This window comes from Mulberry dwarf phytoplasma (assembly GCF_056504655.1).
Map to the genome: position 1 here is coordinate 482,878 of NZ_CM151418.1, position 18,429 is coordinate 501,306.

The window sequence follows — 18,429 nt, forward strand, 5'->3', positions numbered from 1 at the left end:
CCTTCGTTTATCTACTTTTCAAAGAGCTTTTTTAAGATTTTGCCTATTTGTGGTTATGGTGGGCCTAAATGGACTTGAACCACCGACCTCACGCTTATCAGGCGTGTGCTCTAACCAACTGAGCTATAGGCCCTTAATCTTAAAAAGATTAAAATGTTGCAAATACAATTTGCAAGCAAGTTACAATGAAAAACTTTCTTAAGTCTCTCAAAACTGAAGATGATAATTGTTTCCTTAGAAAGGAGGTGATCCATCCCCACCTTCCGGTAGGGATACCTTGTTACGACTTAACCCCAATCATCGACCCTACCTTAGACGGTTCCCTCTTCTTGCGAAGTTAGGCCACCGGCTTTGGGTATTGCCAACTTTCGTGGTTTGACGGGCGGTGTGTACAAACCCCGAGAACGTATTCACCGCGACATGCTGATTCGCGATTACTAGCGATTCCAACTTCATGAAGTCGAGTTGCAGACTTCAATCCGAACTGAGACTGTTTTTTTGAGATTCGCCAAAAACTTGCGCTTCAGCTACCCTTTGTAACAGCCATTGTATCACGTTTGTAGCCCAGGTCATAAGGGGCATGATGATTTGACGTCGTCCCCACCTTCCTCCAATTTATCACTGGCAGTCTTGCTAAAGTCCCCACCATTACGTGCTGGTAACTAACAATAAGGGTTGCGCTCGTTGCGGGACTTAACCCAACATCTCACGACACGAGCTGACGACAACCATGCACCACCTGTGCAACTGATAACCTCCACTGTGTTTCTACAGCTTTGCAGAAGCATGTCAAGACCTGGTGAGGTTTTTCGGGTACCTTCGAATTAAACAACATGATCCACCGCTTGTGCGGAGTCCCGTCAATTCCTTTAAGTTTCATACTTGCGTACGTACTACTCAGGCGGAGTACTTAATGTGTTAACTTCAACACTGGTTTTACCCAACGTTTAGTACTCATCGTTTACGGCGTGGACTACCAGGGTATCTAATCCTGTTTGCTCCCCACGCTTTCGTGCCTCAGCGTCAGTAAAGACCCAGCAAGCCGCCTTCGCTACTGGTGTTCCTCCATATATTTACGCATTTTACCACTACACATGGAATTCCACTTGCCTCTATCTTACTCTAGCTAAACAGTTTTTATAGCATCACAATGTTGAGCATTGCACTTAGACCATAAACTTATTTAACCGCCTACGCACCCTTTACGCCCAATAATTCCGGATAACGCTTGCCCCCTATGTATTACCGCGGCTGCTGGCACATAGTTAGCCGGGGCTTATTCATTAGGTACCGTCAGAATGATTTTTCCATCATTTATTCTTCCCTAATAAAAGAACTTTACGTACCGAAATACTTCATCGTTCACGCGGCGTTGCTCGGTCAGAGTTTCCTCCATTGCCGAAAATTCCCTACTGCTGCCTCCCGTAGGAGTTTGGGCCGTGTCTCAGTCCCAATGTGGCCGTTCAACCTCTCAGCCCGGCTACACATCATAGTCTTGGTAGGCCTTTACCCCACCAACTAACTAATGTGACGCAAGCTCCTCCCTAAGCATACCTATTGCTAGGTCTTTTAAAAACAAGAAGATGCCTTCTTGTCTCCTATCCAGTCTTAGCAGTCGTTTCCAACTGTTATCCTCGTCTTAGGGGCAGATTGCTTACGCGTTACTCACCCGTTCGCCACTAAAGTTTAATTGCTTAAACTTCCGTTCGACTTGCATGTATTAGGCACGCCGCCAGCGTTAATCCTGAGCCAGGATCAAACTCTTCGTATGTTACAAAATTGATGCATCAAAAATTGCTTTTTGGTGTCAATTTTAAGGTGTTAAAAAATAATTAAAAATATTAGTTAATTATCATCTTCAGTTTTCAAAGATTAAAAAAATTAATGGTGAAGGGAGGTGGATTCGAACCACCGTACCTTACGGAACAGTTTTACAGACTGCTGCGTTTAGCCACTTCGCTATCCCTCCGAAATTGCTTAACAATTTCAAATTTATTTACCTTAGATATTATAGCACATATAAAAATGAAAAGCAAGCTTTTTTGATTTTTTTTAAATTTTAATTTGGGTTGTTATTTTTGATAGGAATTTGGGGTTTGGAAAAAGATATTTTGGAATTGGATAATGGTGTTTGAAATATTTTTTTTGCAAAATAAAAAATATATTTATGAAGAAATTATCCTAACTAAATATGTTGCTTTCCAAAAAATGTTTTTTAAAAATTATTTTGCAAACCCTTTATAAAAGGTTTTTATATAAGGATGAAAATTAAGAACTGCAGAAAAAAATATAAAAGTTTTGTTTGTTTTTTACTTAGTTTGATTTTTGAATTGTTGCAAGTATTGATGAAGGAAAAAGTTTTTATAAAGCGTTTTGTTTTAATGCAAAATATTTTTGTTGCATCTTTTTTCTAGTGAGCAAAGTTTGGAAAATAGTATAGGTGTTTCCAACAATCCAATATAAAGACAATATTGGGTTAGAACGCGAGAAAAATACCATCATTAAAATCATAACAACACTCATAATTTTCATACTTTTTTCTGATTGTTTAGCTTTTTGTTTTTGTTCTGAAGTCAAATGATAAGAAGGGGTTTTTAAATAATCTGGTTTTTTAAAACTAATTTTATTCAAAATAAACATCGTTGCTCCCACTAAAAAAGAAAGCAAAAAGATAACAAAAGCATTATTGGGATTAGAAGGGTTTAAATTAATGAATCCTAAAAAGGGCTTTTCAATTAATTTATCAGTTGCAAAAATACCTCCAGGAATAATAAAGCGACTTAAGGTTTGATTAATTGCAATAAATAAGGGAAGTTGCAAGAAAGACAATAAAAAGCCCCAAAAAGAAAAATTATTTTTGCGATAAACTTTTAAAATTTCTAACTGCATTTTTTGAGCTGAGGCAGGATCTTTTTTGAGAGCATATTTTTGCTTTACTTTTTCAATTTCGGGCTGAATTAAACTCATATTCATACTCAAAGTACTTGTTTTAGTATAAATAGGCCAAGTTAAAGTACGGATGAAAATAGTAGCTAAAACAATTCCTAACCCTAAGTTGCCAAAAAACATACCAGAAGCACCAGAAACTAAGAAAGTTGAGAAAAAATATAAAAAAGAGCCAATTGAAATTATTAAAACATTCCAAAAATAACCAAACAGGCTCCATTCCAGTCTAGAAGGAAGTTGAATTGGAACTGAAGAATTAGTTATAAAAAGTTTTCTAGATATTAAATGGTAGTTATTGTTGTTTGTAAATTTAATATCAATGTTAGATGAATCATTATTGGAAGTGTTTTTGATATTTTCTGCATAATGATCTTTGTCAAAATCTAATTTTATATTTTCTAAAGAAAGAGGGGTTTTAGTTACATGTGTTCTAAATTCTAATGCATCTTTTAATTCTTTTTTTTGATATTTATTGTTTTGAATATAATCATCATTAGTGCCTGCAGAAACTGTTAAAAAATCCTTCATTAATTTATTTTTGAATTCGGTTTTTTCTTTATCTTTTTTATTTTTAAAAACATCAGCATCTGGTTTAAAAGTTAAAAAATATTCTTTTTGATTTAATTTAGAAGGATCAAAATTAGAAACATCTTCTACTTCAGGATCTGGTTTTTTCATTAAACCAAAAAAATATTTTGCTTGATTTTTTTTATTTAACATACCTTTAAATTCGTCTTGCATAGCTATTTGAATTTCTTTCTTTTTGTTATTGATAACATAAACCACAAAAATATCAGCACATTCATTTAATTTAGAAGGATCTTTATTTGTAAAATATTCTTCATATTTTTCGTTACTTTTAAAAACAAAAACTTTGTCAAAAACTTCTATTTTTTCACGCTTTGGAGGAGTAAGGAGCCAAAAAAATAACCCGAATAGAAAAATTGCTAAAAATAAAAACTTTTTTTTTGAAGAATGATTTCTAACATCCATTTTAATTAACTCCTTATTTTAGTTATTTGAAAGTAATATGCGAGTTTTAGTAGCAAATTGCAAAAAGAAAGTTTTTAATTGTTGAAAAGTTAGGCTTTTGGCTTGAGCTTTAATAACAATAACAAAAAACATTTTGGGGTTAAGGCAAGGAGAAACACTCCTAATAATTGCTCTTAAACGACGTTTAATTAAATTTCTTTCGTGAGCTTTACCATATTTTTTGCCAACACTTAAAGCAAATTTAAAATGAGGAAAGGCAGTTTGTTTGACGTAATAAATAATAAAAAGGGAGTTCCCGTATCTTTTTTTAGATTTAAAAACAGGGGTGATTTCGCTTTCTTTTTTAAGAATATATTTTCTTTTCATCTTCTTAATAATCCTAAAATTCTTAACTTTTATATTCAAAACATCAATTAACCATTTTAAAAAAATAAATTCCACAATTATTAATGATACAATAGTAATAAAAAGAAATTTATCAAATAAACACCGAAAAAGCGGTGTTTATTTTTGGTTTGAATTAATCAAAATCAAGTTAGTTTGATTTTAAACTGTTAGTTGCAAACGTCCTTTAGCTCTTCTTCTAGCAAGAACTTTGCATCCTCCAACAGTTGCCATTCTGGCTCTAAAACCATGAGTTCTTTTTCTTTTGATTTTACTAGGTTGATATGTTCGTTTCATAAAAAAACCTCTTTTCTATTTAATACACTTCCTTAATTATATCTTTTTTAGTATGAAATGTCAAGCCTAAAAGTTTTGAATAATTAAAAAATAGTGGTTGTGGGAGTAAAAATGTAAAAAATAAAATGTTTATAAAAAGAAAGAAAATATTTGGAGAAATGATTTAGTATTAAATGTGTTGAAACTTTTTGGTTGGCTTTTATAACAAATCATTTTTAAAATAATTTCAATAAGCTCTAGCAAATAAGACAGTTTGAAGGGCTTTTTTGTTAGTAACAGGGCAGTTAGCAGTAATTAAATTAGTTTCTAAAATAACTCTGGCAGTAGCTCCTGTTTCTTGTTTAATTTGCAATTCGGCATCAGTTCCTGAAATACTCATTGCTACATAACCACCTTGTTTGAGATAAGTTTTAAATTCTTCATAAGTGGTAGCTTGTTTGCGATTTTGTTCTAAATGTTGCAGTGCTTTTTGATACATGTTATTGTGGATGGTTTCAAATAGTTGCGGGATTTGAGATGGCAAATCTTTGGTTTTGATATTTTGTTTGGCGAAGTTATATCTTTGAAAAATAGTAACTTCATCATTTTCTAAACCACGTTTGCCAATTTCTATACGCAAAGGAACACCTTTAAGTTCATATTGACTAAATTTCCAACCAGCAGTTTTGTCTTGTAGATCGAGATGAACGCGATAGTTTTTTTGAAGGATGGAAAAGAGGTTTTCGGATGTTTGTTTTACTGCATCATCTTGAGGTTGCAAAGGAATGATTACAATTTGCATAGGAGAAACATAAGGCGGTAAAACTAGTCCTTCATCATCGCTGTGAACCATAATTAAAGCTCCAATTAAACGTGTAGAAACACCCCAAGATGTTTGATGAACATATTTTTTTTGATGGTCGCAATCTTGAAATTGGATTTGAAACGATTTAGCAAAATTAGTACCTAAGTAATGAGAAGTTCCTGCTTGAAGAGCTTGTCCGTCATGCATTAATGCTTCGATAGAATAAGTGATGAGGGCTCCAGCAAATTTTTCTGTTTCGGTTTTTTTGCCACATACAAAAGGAAGGGCTAAAAGGTTTTTGCCTAACTTTTGATAAATATCAAGGATGGATAAAGTTTGCTGCATCGCTTCTTGTTCGGTAGCATGCACAGTGTGTCCTTCTTGCCACAAAAACTCTTTACCTCTTAAAAAAGGTTTAGTCGTTTTTTCCCAGCGAACCACATTGCACCATTGATTATATAACTTAGGTAAATCACGATAAGAAGTGATTGTTTTAGAATAAAATTGCGAAAATAAAATTTCTGAAGTAGGGCGAATCACTAGTTTTTCGGATAAGTTTTTTTTGCCTGTAGTTGTTATCATTGCTGCTTCTGGAGAAAATCCTTGAATATGATTTTTTTCTTTGTGAAATAGTTTTTCTGGAAAAACTAACGGAAAATAAACATTTTGATGACCTGTTTTTTGTAAAGTACAATTAAGATGTTTTTGAATATTTTCCCACAAAGCATAACCATAAGGAAGATAGATAATAAAACCTTTTGCCTCAGAATAAGCTATTAATTCAGCTTTAAGACAAACATCTGTATACCATTTTCCAAAATCAGATGAGCGAGCAGTAACTGTTTTAACTCGTTTCATTGTTTTCATTTTTGCATTACCTTTGTTTAGTTATAATATATTATAAATATTTTAATTAATGTGTTATTTGTGTTGGTTTCAGGGAAAGAACAAACTATAAGCAAAAATATTATAACATGAAAAAATAATAAAAAATAAATATTTAAAAGCATAATGATGACTTGTAGATGAAAGTCTTTTGAAAATATTTATTTTTTAAAGAATCTAACAATTCTTTTATTTCGATTTATAATAATGTTGTTATAGTTTGGAAATGACAAGAAATAATTGCAGTTGAGATGATAATTTGGTAATCCATAATAAAAAAAGGGGGGGATAAAAGTTTTTTTATTGATTAAAAAAATACCAGATATTTATTAAAAAATAAAGGATAAAAAAATAAATTCAAAATGGCGGAGCAGAAGGGATTCGAACCCTTGCACCGATTTCTCGGACTACGTCCTTAGCAGGGACGCCTCTTATAGCCACTTGAGTACTACTCCTAAATTATATTGTATAGATTTGCAAAATAAAAAAATAAATAGGTGAATGTAAGCAAATATAAAAAATAAAAATAAAAAAAGAGGGGATGAAAAAAATAGTAATTGAGATGTGTTAAAAAAATATCCCAAAAGTGGATTAAAAAAATAAAATAAATGGAGGCCCTGAACGGATTTGAACCGTTGATCAAGCTTTTGCAGAGCCATGCCTTACCACTTGGCTACAGGGCCAAAAATCGCTTTAATGCGAGTTTGTTATAATTAAATTAATGAGTGACAAATGGTTTCATTAAAGCTTCAATGTCTTTGACTTCTTTAGGGATGTGTTTGGATAAATTAACAGCCCCTTCTTGAGTGATTAAAATGTTGTCTTCAATTCTTACTCCAATCCCTAAATCTTTTAAATATAGACCTGGTTCGACAGTAATTACGCTGTTTGTTCCAATAACACCTGTATAATTACAAACATCATGAATATCTAATCCTAAGTGATGTCCTAATCCGTGATAGCAATATTGATGGATTGTTTCGCCTTCTTTAAGTAAAGACATTTCTTTTAATCCTTGCAATAAAATATCTTTGCCATATTGGTTTAATTGTGTAAAGGTGTGATTCGGTTTTACCCAAGCAATGATTTCTTTGTTAGCTTTAAGAACTAAATTATAAATATCTTTTTGCAAAGAACTAAATTGTCCGCTTACAGGATAACAACGAGTAATATCAGAGGAATAATGATTATAAGTAACGCCAGCATCAAATAATAAAAGGTCGTTGGGTTTTAATTGGCAGTTAGGTTTGTTATAATGCAAAATTAAGGCATTTTTTCCTGAAGCAGCAATGGTTTCAAAGGATTTTTGAGTTTGGTTATTTTCCAAAAAATAATGAAAAAGAGCAGCTATTTGATATTCATACATTCCAGGTTTTAAGTTTTTTAATAAATAATTAAGGGCTTGATGATTGATATCCAGAGTTTTTTGGATTTGGGTTTGTTCGTAAACGCTTTTTGTTTGACGCAAAGAAAATAAAAAAGAAGAGCTATTATAAACTTGCAAAAAAGGATATAAAGAAGTCATTTTTTGACAATATTCTAAAGCCCAACTTGCTTTTTGGTCTAAGGTTTGCTTGGATAGGTCAAAATAAAAACCTTCTAAAGAATCCACAAAAGAACCTCTCAAAGGATTTATCATCTGAAATAAAAAAGTTTCAAAAGTTAATATGTTTTTGAGGTTTGATAAATTAATTTGAGATATCAAAGAAGCATCAGAAAAACTCAAAATATCTCCATCCCACAAGGCTTTACTAGGGTTATTTTCTTCTAAAAATAAAAAAGTATGAGATAAATTAGGTGTTTTTACCAACAATAAAATAGTGTTTAGTTGGTTAATTCCTGTCAAATAATAAAAATTATGATCAACTTCAAAAGGAAAAGTTTGATCGCCACTCTTAGTAATTGCTTTTCCAGAATAAAAAAGAGCAGCGGTGTTTGGTTTCATTTTTTGGATGAAATTATTTCTATTGTGCAAAAACATAAAAACACGATTTTCCTTTTTTAAGATAGAAATGAAAAAAAATAAGTTCATAAAGAAAACGGAAAAATGTTTAATATTAAAAAATTGGAATAAAAAAGCAGGCAAAAAACTTGGCAAAATAATTTAACTTTTTATTTGAAAAAATTTGATTTTGGGAAGTAATTTAAACTTTTGCTTTGGGAAATAATTCCAAAAATTTTTAATTTTCAAAATAATGTTTCTTTTTTAAAACATTTAAATAATTTGATTTTGGGAAGTAATTTAAACTTTTGTTTTGCGAATTTCTTGGAAAAATATTGAAAAAATTTGTTTGGCTAAAAGTTTTGCTTTTCTAAATATTAAACATTTGTTTTGTTTTTTATTTTTTTTCTCTATGTAGAGTGTGAGTTCTAGAAAAAGGACAGTATTTTTTTAATTCTAAACGTCCTGGGGTCTTTTTTTTATTTTTATCAGTATGATAATTTTCTCTTTTGCACTCTGTACAAACTAATTTTACTAAATCACGCATGTTAATTTTCTCCTAACTAATTAAGCAATATAGTACTATTATATCAAATTTTTTTAATAAATAATAAAGAGTTTTTAAAATTATTATTTTTTAGTTTTTTTATAATGAGGAGTAGTTTTTTTATTAAGTAAACGTTTTTTAATCCATAAAAGAGTATAAGTCATAGAAACTGTAAAGACAAAAAGGCAAGAAAAGACCAAACAAACAAAGTCATAACCTGAATAAACAAAACGATAAAGTTTGTGATGGCGATTTTCCTTGTCTTCTAACTTTTGGGCATTTGCAGGATTATTTAATTTTTGTTTAAAAGGAGAAAAGAAAACATAAGGAAACATTTTAAAAGGATCTCTTTTAGCTGCTTGTTTTTCTGAAGTTATAATTGGTTTGTCTTTTTGCAGATCTTGAAAATAATCTTGCATAGATAAAAAGCCAAATAAACTAAAAAAGGTCATATAAAGCAAGGGATGAATAAAAGCTATCCACATTTTTTTATAAGAAATAGCATAAGAATTGACTTTAAAATAAAAATATAGATAACATAAAGGAGCTAAAGTGTGGTGGAGATGAGAAAGAAAAAAAGAAAGACTAAATTTAGGTTCGTAAAAATGTCTACCTTTATCAATTAAAGTGTGAAAAATTAAACCTGTCGTCAAAATACTAACTAAACATGCAAAAACTACATAATGATACCATTTTTTTTGTCTTACTTTGGTAAAAAATAAAGCATAAACAATTAATACAAATAAATTACTTTGATAGGTAAAATACCAAACTGTTTTGATAAAAGTGTGGTGCCCAGGATAATAACCTTCTTCGTAATCTAAAATGTTGTCTTCTTTTCCTGTGGTGTCAAAATCAATTTCAGGCATAAAAGTAGGGGCTTTGTACTTATATTGCAAATAAATTTGTCCTTTGTTAACACATTCTTTAAAATCACGAAAAAAAACAAGCATTAAAGTACAAATAGACAACATTAAAAAAAGAAAAACAACATTGGGATTTTTAAAATAATTTCTTAAAACAATTTTTTTAAATCTTGATTTTCTTTTCATATCGTTCCTTTTTGGTTTAACATTTAAATATTTACAAATGCAATTAAAATAATGGATAATGAAGATAAGTTATAAATTTGATTAATGATAAATTATTGCTGATGAGATTTATTTTTAGAAACAATAGGTTGAATAATGTTTTGTTCTAAGGCTTGGGGAAAAGGATATTTTTCTTCTCTCATTCTTTTAAATAACAAGTAAATAAAACCTCTTTGATAATCAATGCGAGTAATAACTGCTATTTGGGGTTCGTTTTGAACTTTGGCGCAAGTTCCTATTAAATAATTTTTAGCTGTGGGTTGCAAAAGCACTAACCTACTTCCTTATGGGTTCACTTTATCAAAAAGTGTAAATAAAAAAACAAACTAGTTAGTTTGTTTTTTTATTGTAAAATATTAAAAAACTTAATAGTAAAGATTTTAAGAAACGAAAAGATCTTTAAAACTTTTGCTAAATTTGAAAGTAGGAACCTTTTTAGCTGGAATGTCAATAGTTTTACCAGTTCTTGGATTTTTTCCTTCGCGAGCACTTCTGTTTTTTACTTCAAAAGTGCCAAAACCTGTTAAAGTAACTTTTTCATCTTCTTTGAATTCTTGAAGACTTTGAGAAATAACTTCAATAAAGTTATTAAGAAATTTATCAGCTTCTTTTTGACTAACGCCATTTTTTTCAGCTAATTTTCTTAAAAATTCTAATTTGTTCATTTTTTGCCTCCTTTTCTTTTTATTTACGTACTTATTATAACATCAAAAAAATAATTTACAAGCGCAATCCAACAATTATTTTAAATTATTGGTAATTATTTGCATTTTATTCTTAATTGACTGCGGGGGTGTTTGCAAAATGGATTAAAAAAATGGTGGGTGGGTAAAAAAAATAATTTAGAATTCACTTTTGAAAGGTCTTTGCATTAAAGTTGCAAAAACAGTGTCAAAGGGCTTGGATTCAAAAATTAATTGATAAGAGGCTTGAATAATGGGCAGATCTAAATTATGTTTTAATTGCAATTGATAAAAAGCATTAAGAGTTTGGAATCCTTCGATGGTTTGCAAAGAAGAGTCAATAATTTGTTGGTAAGTAATGCCTGCAGCAATTTTAGCACCAGCATTAAAATTTCTGGAGTATTTGCTAAAAGCAGTCACAATTAAATCACCTAATCCTGGAAGTCCTAAAACGGTTTGGGGGTTTCCTTGATAAAAAGTAACTAACCGCGACATTTCTAAAATACCACGACTCATCAAAGCTGCTTGAGAATTAATTCCAAAGTTCTTGGCTACTAAAATACCATTAATAAAGGCTAAAACATTTTTAAAAGCACTGCAAATTTCATTTCCTACCAAATCAGAAGAAGTATATACTTTCAAATAATTAGGGCAAGAAAATAATTTTTGAATTTCCAAGGCAAAAGCGGGATTGGAAGAAGCTGCAGTTAACAGAGTTAATTTGCGTAAAATAACTTCTTCAGCATGCGATGGACCCATTAAGGAAGCAAAATTAGCTAAAAGAGGGGCAGGAATAACTTGTTTGACAATTTCAGAAACACGCAAAAAAGTTAAAGGTTCAATACCTTTAGAAACATTGACAAACGATTTGGGAGTGGTTAACATAAGGGCAATTTGTTTGAGAAGATGACGCATAAATTTCATAGGAACTGCCAAAACTATCAAATCAGAATAATCAAGGGCTTGTTTAAGGCAAGAAACTGCTTTGACATTTACTAGTGGAGCATTAAAAATGGGATGTTTTCCTTGATTTATTTTTTCCACATAAGAAAGGTTAGTGTCATAGAGTAAAACTTGATTGTTGTTATCAGTTAAAACTTGTGCCAAAGTAGAACCCCAAGCACCACTGCCAATAATAGTAATTTTCATAAAATATAGCTTCTTTCTTGTAATCAAAATAGCAAAAACGGTCATGAAAAAAGTTACAGCAAATATGACAAAAGTTTTTTTGATAATTAAAAATAAGGTTGAATTTTTTTTCAACCACTATAATTAAATCATAAAATAAGAACAAATAATAAAATACTTGCAAACAAAATGCAAAAAGAAGGAGAAGGAGAAAAAGGGGGATTCAAAATAGTTTTAAAAATTAGACTTTTTTTTATGAAAAATAATTTTGAGGGGTGTTCCTTCTAAATCAAGGCTTTTTCTAAATTGATTTTTTAAAAATCTTTCATAAGAAAAATGAATATGTTTAGGGTCATTAACAAAACAAAGAAATTCAGGAGCTTTGGTTTTAGTTTGAAAAATATATTGAAACTTAGCTTTTTTTTGATTAAAGAAAGTGGGAGGAGTTATAAGAGTTGCTTCTTGTAAAATATCGTTTAAAAGACTAGTGCTAAACTGACTTTTATAATTGTTAAAAACTTGTTTTAAAATAGCAAAAATTTGAGTAAGACGACTTTTTTTCAAAGCTGATAAGAAAATAACAGGCGCATAAGATAAAAAAACAAACTCTTGACGAATTTTTTGCTCAAAGTTCTTTAGGGTATTGGTATCTTTTTCTAACAAATCCCATTTATTGACAATAATAATGCAAGCTTTATGATGTTCTAAAATAAACCCTGCAATATTTTTATCTTGTTCTAAAATACCTTCTTTAGCATCTAAAACTAAACAAGCAATATCTGCTTTTTCCAAAGCACCTAAAGCACGCAAAACGCTGTATTTGTCTTCTTGTTCATAAATTTTACCTCTTTTTTTAATACCTGCAGTGTCAATAATTTGGTATTTTTGCCCATCATTTTCAAAAAAAGTATCAACAGCATCGGTGGTAGTTCCTGCCATATCAGAGACAATCATTCTTTGAGATGCTAAAAGAGAATTAGTAAGGGTTGATTTGCCAACGTTTGGGCGTCCCACAACACAAAATTTAATAATGTTGTTGTCTTTTTCTTGGTTTTGGTTTTGTTCTGGTTCTAACAGTTGTTTTTCTGGGATTTCATAATTAAATTCGGAAGGAGGGCTTTGCAAAGGTGTATCTATTGGAAGGTCTTCTAAAAAGGAAGAATCAGAAATTAAAGCAGCATCGCGCATAAGAAAAACAATTTTATCTAACAAATCACCTATACCTATACCATGTTGAGTACTAATTGCAAAAGGAGTATCAAATCCCAGAGCATAAAATTCATAAGTGTTAGATAATAAATTGTGGTTGTCAATTTTATTAACTGCCAAAAGAACTGGTTTTTTAGTTTTATACAAAAGTTTAGCTAAATAAATGTCATTTTGAGTAAGTCCTGTTTGCCCATCAACTACAAAAACAATTACATCAGCTTCATCAACTGCAAGTTGAGCTTGTAATTTAATTTGTTCCAAAAAAGGAGTTGATTGAATTTCGATACCGCCCGTATCAATAACTCCAAATGTTTTAGTAAGCCACTCGGCAGTAGCATAAATGCGGTCCCGAGTAATGCCTGCTTTTTGATGAGTAATAGCGTGTCTTTTCCCAATAATACGGTTAAACAAACTTGATTTGCCAACATTAGGACGACCCACAATAGCAATTTTAAAAGACATTTAAGTTCTCCTTTTTTTATCAATTAAGGCAATAATTTTGGCAATTAATTCATCAATCGATAATTCGGTAGTGTCTAGTAAAATGGCATCTAAAGCTTTAGATAAGGGAGCAAGTTGGCGATGATAATCTTTATGATCGCGTTCCTTGAGTTGTTTCATAATTTGAGCAATGTCTGTGATTTTTCCTTTTTGGGCATCTTCTTGTTGTTTTCTCAAAGCTCTTTTAGTAATGTTGGCAGTAAGAAAAATTTTTAAATTAGCATCTGGCATTACAACTGTTCCAATATCTCTTCCATCCATAATTAAATTAGGAGTATTGGCACAAATTTCTTTTTGCAATTTCAATAATTTAGTTCTTACAGCAGGAATTAAAGCTACTGAAGAGACATGTTTTTCGACGTCCAAAGACTTAATTTTTAAAGAAACTTCTTCTTGATTAAGAAAAATTTTATTACAAGAATAAGAAAGATTGATTTTATCTAAAGCTTGATTAAGACTTTTTTCATGATGCCATGAAACTTCATTTTCTAACAAATATAAAGTTAGTGCCCGAAACATTGCTCCAGTATCAATGTGATTCCAACCTAATTTTTGGGACAACTTTTTACTAATAGTGCTTTTGCCAGAACCTGCCGGACCATCAATGGCGATTTTAAAACTTTTCATATGCATATATAACTAACTCCTTATAGTGATCTTAAATTTACTAAATTAATGCGGTATTTGAGTAGTTAAGGTTTTTAATTTTTTAATTTCATGAATTTTTAAAGGGCGATAAGCACCTATTGTGAGATTTTCAATAGTTAAAAAAGAATAACGATAACGTTTTAACTTTAAAACTTGATAGCCTAAAGCTTGCAGCATTTTACGAACTTGCCTGTTTTTTCCTTCAGTTATTACTAGCTTTAACCAAGTAGAAGGTTTGGGTGTATAAGAACTTTTCAAAATATCAATTTCTTTACAAACAGCCAAATAATTTTTATCAATGATAATTCCTTTGCGGAATGTGGCAAGGTCTTTTTTTTGCAAACAAGCATTAATTTTAACATGATATTCTTTAGGAATACAAAAGGAAGGATGGGTTAATTTTTGAGTAAGATCGCCGTCATTAGTAATTAAAAGTAGTCCTGTAGTATTAAAATCAAGACGTCCTATCGGATATAATCTTTGTATGCTTGCTTCTTCGATTAAATCCAAAACAGTAGGGCGTTTTTTATTGTCTTTGGCAGTGGAAAGAAATCCATTGGGCTTGTTGAGCAAAAAATAAGAATAAGTGGTTTTGGTGATCAGTTTGTCATCCAAAGTTATAATGTCGCTGGAAGATACTTTGGTTCCTAATTCAGAAATAATTTTGCCATTAACTTTAATGCGTTTTTCTAAAATTAAAATTTCTGCTTTTCTTCTAGATGCCACATTTGCATAAGCCAAAACTTTTTGTAATCTTTGCATTATTTTCCAATCCTTCCTTACTTGATTGTGTGGTTTGATGTTTAAAAACTTATTATTAAAATATTGTTCAAAAATGTCTTTTGTTTTTCTAATAGTTAATAATTAAAAATATTGCAAATTAAAAAAAATAACGCGGATAGTATTTATTTTCATCCAAGGTATCATAATAAGCAACAAAATTTTTATTACTATCTTTAACTATAAAAGGTTTTTTAGTAGTTATTTGTCTTTGGTCTAAATGAGTGCCGTTTTTTACTAACTTAATTAAATAATCATTTAAAATAAGTTCATCGTAAGCAGCAAAAAAAGTACTATCCAAAATCAAATCATTGAGTTCTAAATTTTCAATAGTTTTAGCGTTTTGTAATAAATGCGTGCCAATTGCAGTTCTTTGCAAACGAAGAAGAGCACCATAAGTATTTAATTGCAAAGCTAGATCGCGCGCAAGACTTCTAATATAAGTTCCTTTGGAAACATGTGCCAAAAAATCTACTTGGTCGCGACAAAGCAAAGATGTTTTTTCAAAATTATGAATAAAAACTTCTCTTGGAGGAATATCTACAACTTGATTTTTGCGTGCTAAACGATACATTTTTTTTCCTTTAATTTTAACTGCTGAAAACATAGGAGGTATTTGCAAATACTTTTTTTGATGAAAAGATGCAAAACTTTTTTGGATGGTACAATCAGTTAAAGTGGTGTTTTTGGTATCCAACAATTTACCTGTCACATCCAAAGTATCATAATGTTTATTAAAAAGAAAGGTTCCTTGATAAGTTTTTGGTAGTTTATCGAACAAAAAAGCCAGTTTAGTGGCTTTACCCACACAAATAATTAAAAGTCCTGAGGCTAAAGGATCAAGAGTTCCTGTGTGTCCTACTTTGTCAAAATGAAATTTTTTTTTAATTTGAAAAACTACATCATGTGATGTCATCTTTTCTGGTTTGTTGACTAAAAAAAATCCGTTCATAACGTTTGATTTTGCTTTCGGTTTGTGGTAAAATTATTTATAAGAATGTAAAAATTTAAGCAAGTCTTCTTTATTTAGAAACCCACTATGTCTTGCTAATTCTTTTTTATCTTTGTATAAAATAAGGGTGGGAAAGCCAGAAACGCCTTTTTCTAATGCTAATTGTCTAAAAAAATCAACGTCTACTTTGTAAAAAAGAATGTCTTTTTCTAAAAGGCAAACTTCATCCAAAACAGGCAATAATCTTTGACATGGAGGACACCATGTAGCAAAAAAATCAACAACTACCAATTGTTGTGTGGCAGTTATGGTTTCAAAATCTTGTCCTTGATAATTCATTAAATTACTCATTATATTTAAAACTCCTTTTGTTTTTTTGGGGTTTGGGTTTTGGCATACACCATTTATTATAATTTAAAAAATGTTAATTAATAAAGATATGTTTTAGTTATTTTAATTTTTAAAACAAAATGAAAAAATGCATTTTTATGAATCATATTTTTTTGGAAATTTGTTCGTTTGAGAATTGTTTTCTAATCCGTTTAATGTTAAGGCAACCATAAAGCAAAAACACAAATGAAGACAAAGAAAGGGTTATTTTAATTAATAAGTTTAACCAATCAAAATATTTTTCTTCTTGGAAAATAAAATCTTTGTATTTAAGAGAAGCTATTTTTTGTTCCAAAATGTTTTGAGAAATAGGTTTTAGTTTGCGATAAAAAGGGACTCCGTTTTTATCAATTAATTTGATATGGTAATAAAAACCTTCCAGCCAACTATTTTTAGCAACATAAGTAATTTTTTTGGTTTCATAATTATCAATTTTATTCAATAAATCAGAAACAGCAATGTTGGAAGTGGAATTTATAAAAGGCAAATGATAATAGCAATCAAAAGAAAACAACAAAATAGAAAACAACAAACTTACCACAATTAAAAAGGGGGTGATAATTTTTTTCTTGAAAATAAAATAATTTTTAGGAATAGCAAACAACCAATAAATGGTTTTAAAAATTAAAATTGTTGATAATAAAAGAAAAAGGACAAAAAGCAAAGTGCAAATAAAATGCCAAATAGTAGTTTTGTTAAAACCTTTTGCAAGTTGGAATGGTTGAATTTTAATTTCTTTCATATCTTTTATTTGTTTGTTTTGTAAAAATTCTTTAATTTGTGGCATTGGAGTGATATTTTGTTCTTGTAATTTTTGAGACAATTCTTTAATTAAAGGTTCATTTAATTTCACTAAAGCTTTGGCATCAGAAAAACATTTTTTTAAAATATCTCTTTGTAAATCTTCTTTATCTTTAACTGATATCGAATTATAACCAAAAAAACGTGTTAGTTCTTGGGATTTGTGGAAAGCCTCAACAAAATCAGAACAAGCTTTATCAATAGTTGTTTCGAAAATCACTTCTTCAGCAGCTTTTCCTGCTAAAAGAACGGTAATTTCTTGGATTAAAGTTTCTTTTAATAAAATATTAGGGGTCTGTTCTTTAGCAAATAAAGTCAATATTTTATCCGAAGAGCGTGGAATTAAAGAAACCGAACTTAAAAAATGAGTGTTTTTGACTTGGCTGATAATTATTTTAGCAGCTGCATGAGTAGCAACAATTTCTTTTTCTTTGTGATTATATGTTTTGGAAGAATTTGTTATCCCTAATAAAACGTTTTCTTTAGCTTGAATAATTGTTTCAGAAGAAATTTTTTGCAATTCTTGTTCTTTGTTTTTTTCTGCTTGAAGCATTGAAGCCTCATTTAAAATGGCTTTGAGTTGAGCGCCACTTAATCCTTGGGTTTCTTGGGCTAATTGTTCTAAATTAATATCCTCATCAGCTATTTGTTTGCCTTTAGCACATAATTTTAAAATAGCTTTTCTTGCTTTAAGGTCAGGGAGCAAAACATTAACTACATAATCAAAACGTCCTGGACGAAGCAAGGCAGAATCTAGAGATTCTACTCTGTTAGTAGCAGCTATCACAATGACATTATTTTCATTATCTTTGGATTTAATCCCATCCATTTGATTTAATAATTCTGTAGTTATTTCTTTTTCTTTTTGGCTAAAATCGTTTCTAGCAATACCAAAAGAATCAATTTCATCAATAAAAATAATGCTTGTTTTATGGGTTTTTGTTTTTTCAAACAAATCTCTTACTTTTTTAGCACCATCACCATGAATTCTTTGCAAAAAATCAGTACCACTAAAAGCATAAAAGGATGCGTCTGATTCGCCTGCAAGAGCTTTTGCAAGTAAGGTTTTTCCTGTTCCTGGAGGTCCATAAAACAAAATTCCTTTAGGAATTTTGGCTCCTGCTTCATGATATTTTTTAGGTTCTTTTAAAAAATCAATAAAACGTTGGAGAAGTTGTTTTTCTTCTTCCATCCCTGCCACATCATTAAATTTAGTTTCACTTGAGATTGGCTCAAAATCCGTTTTGTTTTGTTGTTTGGAAGTTCTTTTTGTTCTTTTTTTGGCAGTTTGTTTGGCAATTGTTTCTTGTGATTGTGGTTGTTCGGATTCTTTTTCTGGATTAGTTTTTTGGGTATTGCCCCTTTTACCATTAAATTTGCAAAAAGAAAATAATTCCAAAAAGATATTATAAAAAGGACCAGGCAACATCGCAAAAAGTTCTTTTTTAAAATTATAATCATTGGAGCC

Annotated in this window: 16 protein-coding genes, 4 tRNA genes and 1 rRNA gene; all 21 read right to left on the minus strand. The window is 30.3% G+C overall.

Annotated elements, in window-relative coordinates:
* Nucleotides 1–56: 56 nt before the first annotated feature.
* The 21 genes from JAHGCCOI_RS02350 to JAHGCCOI_RS02450 all read right to left on the minus strand — a co-directional run bounded on the left by JAHGCCOI_RS02350 (nucleotide 57) and on the right by JAHGCCOI_RS02450 (nucleotide 18,390).
* Nucleotides 57–133, minus strand: a tRNA-Ile gene (locus tag JAHGCCOI_RS02350).
* Nucleotides 134–238: 105 nt separating this feature from the next.
* A 16S ribosomal RNA gene (locus tag JAHGCCOI_RS02355) occupies nucleotides 239–1,771 on the minus strand.
* 114 nt (nucleotides 1,772–1,885) lie between these two features.
* Nucleotides 1,886–1,969: transfer RNA gene (locus JAHGCCOI_RS02360), tRNA-Tyr, on the minus strand.
* Between the two features lie 392 nt (nucleotides 1,970–2,361).
* Nucleotides 2,362–3,939, minus strand: a complete 1,578-nt coding sequence (locus JAHGCCOI_RS02365) for a YidC/Oxa1 family membrane protein insertase (protein WP_479491897.1) — start codon at nucleotides 3,937–3,939, stop codon at nucleotides 2,362–2,364.
* Between the two features lie 18 nt (nucleotides 3,940–3,957).
* Nucleotides 3,958–4,305, minus strand: coding sequence for a ribonuclease P protein component (gene rnpA, locus JAHGCCOI_RS02370; RefSeq protein WP_212508864.1), 348 nt, complete (start codon nucleotides 4,303–4,305; stop codon nucleotides 3,958–3,960).
* 180 nt (nucleotides 4,306–4,485) lie between these two features.
* Nucleotides 4,486–4,620, minus strand: a complete 135-nt coding sequence (gene rpmH, locus JAHGCCOI_RS02375; protein WP_024563646.1) for a 50S ribosomal protein L34 — start codon at nucleotides 4,618–4,620, stop codon at nucleotides 4,486–4,488.
* Nucleotides 4,621–4,846: 226 nt separating this feature from the next.
* Complete coding sequence (gene proS, locus JAHGCCOI_RS02380; RefSeq protein ID WP_479491898.1) at nucleotides 4,847–6,271, minus strand: proline--tRNA ligase; 1,425 nt, start codon at nucleotides 6,269–6,271, stop codon at nucleotides 4,847–4,849.
* Nucleotides 6,272–6,652: 381 nt separating this feature from the next.
* Nucleotides 6,653–6,744, minus strand: a tRNA-Ser gene (locus tag JAHGCCOI_RS02385).
* Nucleotides 6,745–6,898: 154 nt separating this feature from the next.
* Nucleotides 6,899–6,972, minus strand: a tRNA-Cys gene (locus JAHGCCOI_RS02390).
* Nucleotides 6,973–7,007: 35 nt separating this feature from the next.
* Nucleotides 7,008–8,270, minus strand: coding sequence for an aminopeptidase P family protein (locus JAHGCCOI_RS02395; RefSeq protein WP_479491899.1), 1,263 nt, complete (start codon nucleotides 8,268–8,270; stop codon nucleotides 7,008–7,010).
* A gap of 358 nt (nucleotides 8,271–8,628) precedes the next feature.
* Complete coding sequence (rpmG, locus tag JAHGCCOI_RS02400) at nucleotides 8,629–8,778, minus strand: 50S ribosomal protein L33 (protein WP_011160619.1); 150 nt, start codon at nucleotides 8,776–8,778, stop codon at nucleotides 8,629–8,631.
* 83 nt (nucleotides 8,779–8,861) lie between these two features.
* A complete protein-coding gene (locus JAHGCCOI_RS02405; RefSeq protein WP_479491900.1) occupies nucleotides 8,862–9,830 on the minus strand; it encodes a hypothetical protein in 969 nt (322 codons plus the stop codon).
* A gap of 92 nt (nucleotides 9,831–9,922) precedes the next feature.
* Complete coding sequence (locus JAHGCCOI_RS02410; RefSeq protein ID WP_198143618.1) at nucleotides 9,923–10,141, minus strand: hypothetical protein; 219 nt, start codon at nucleotides 10,139–10,141, stop codon at nucleotides 9,923–9,925.
* A gap of 108 nt (nucleotides 10,142–10,249) precedes the next feature.
* Nucleotides 10,250–10,534: an HU family DNA-binding protein gene (locus JAHGCCOI_RS02415; protein WP_212775495.1), complete on the minus strand. Its 285-nt coding sequence runs from the start codon at nucleotides 10,532–10,534 to the stop codon at nucleotides 10,250–10,252.
* A 177-nt stretch (nucleotides 10,535–10,711) separates the two neighbouring features.
* Nucleotides 10,712–11,701, minus strand: a complete 990-nt coding sequence (locus JAHGCCOI_RS02420; protein ID WP_212508870.1) for an NAD(P)H-dependent glycerol-3-phosphate dehydrogenase — start codon at nucleotides 11,699–11,701, stop codon at nucleotides 10,712–10,714.
* Between the two features lie 213 nt (nucleotides 11,702–11,914).
* The gene (der, locus tag JAHGCCOI_RS02425) at nucleotides 11,915–13,351 is read right to left on the minus strand and encodes a ribosome biogenesis GTPase Der (RefSeq protein WP_227807371.1); all 1,437 of its coding nucleotides are present in this window, start codon (nucleotides 13,349–13,351) and stop codon (nucleotides 11,915–11,917) included.
* Nucleotides 13,352–14,017: a (d)CMP kinase gene (gene cmk, locus JAHGCCOI_RS02430; RefSeq protein WP_479492256.1), complete on the minus strand. Its 666-nt coding sequence runs from the start codon at nucleotides 14,015–14,017 to the stop codon at nucleotides 13,352–13,354.
* A 45-nt stretch (nucleotides 14,018–14,062) separates the two neighbouring features.
* The gene (locus JAHGCCOI_RS02435; RefSeq protein ID WP_212775493.1) at nucleotides 14,063–14,800 is read right to left on the minus strand and encodes a pseudouridine synthase; all 738 of its coding nucleotides are present in this window, start codon (nucleotides 14,798–14,800) and stop codon (nucleotides 14,063–14,065) included.
* 118 nt (nucleotides 14,801–14,918) lie between these two features.
* Nucleotides 14,919–15,770: a tRNA pseudouridine(55) synthase TruB gene (gene truB, locus JAHGCCOI_RS02440; RefSeq protein ID WP_479491901.1), complete on the minus strand. Its 852-nt coding sequence runs from the start codon at nucleotides 15,768–15,770 to the stop codon at nucleotides 14,919–14,921.
* Between the two features lie 33 nt (nucleotides 15,771–15,803).
* Entirely contained in the window at nucleotides 15,804–16,121 is a 318-nt protein-coding gene (locus tag JAHGCCOI_RS02445) for a thioredoxin family protein (RefSeq protein ID WP_034172118.1), read from the minus strand.
* A gap of 142 nt (nucleotides 16,122–16,263) precedes the next feature.
* On the minus strand, nucleotides 16,264–18,390 hold the full coding sequence (locus tag JAHGCCOI_RS02450) for an AAA family ATPase (protein WP_479491902.1): 2,127 nt from the start codon (nucleotides 18,388–18,390) through the stop codon (nucleotides 16,264–16,266).
* Nucleotides 18,391–18,429: the final 39 nt, after the last annotated feature.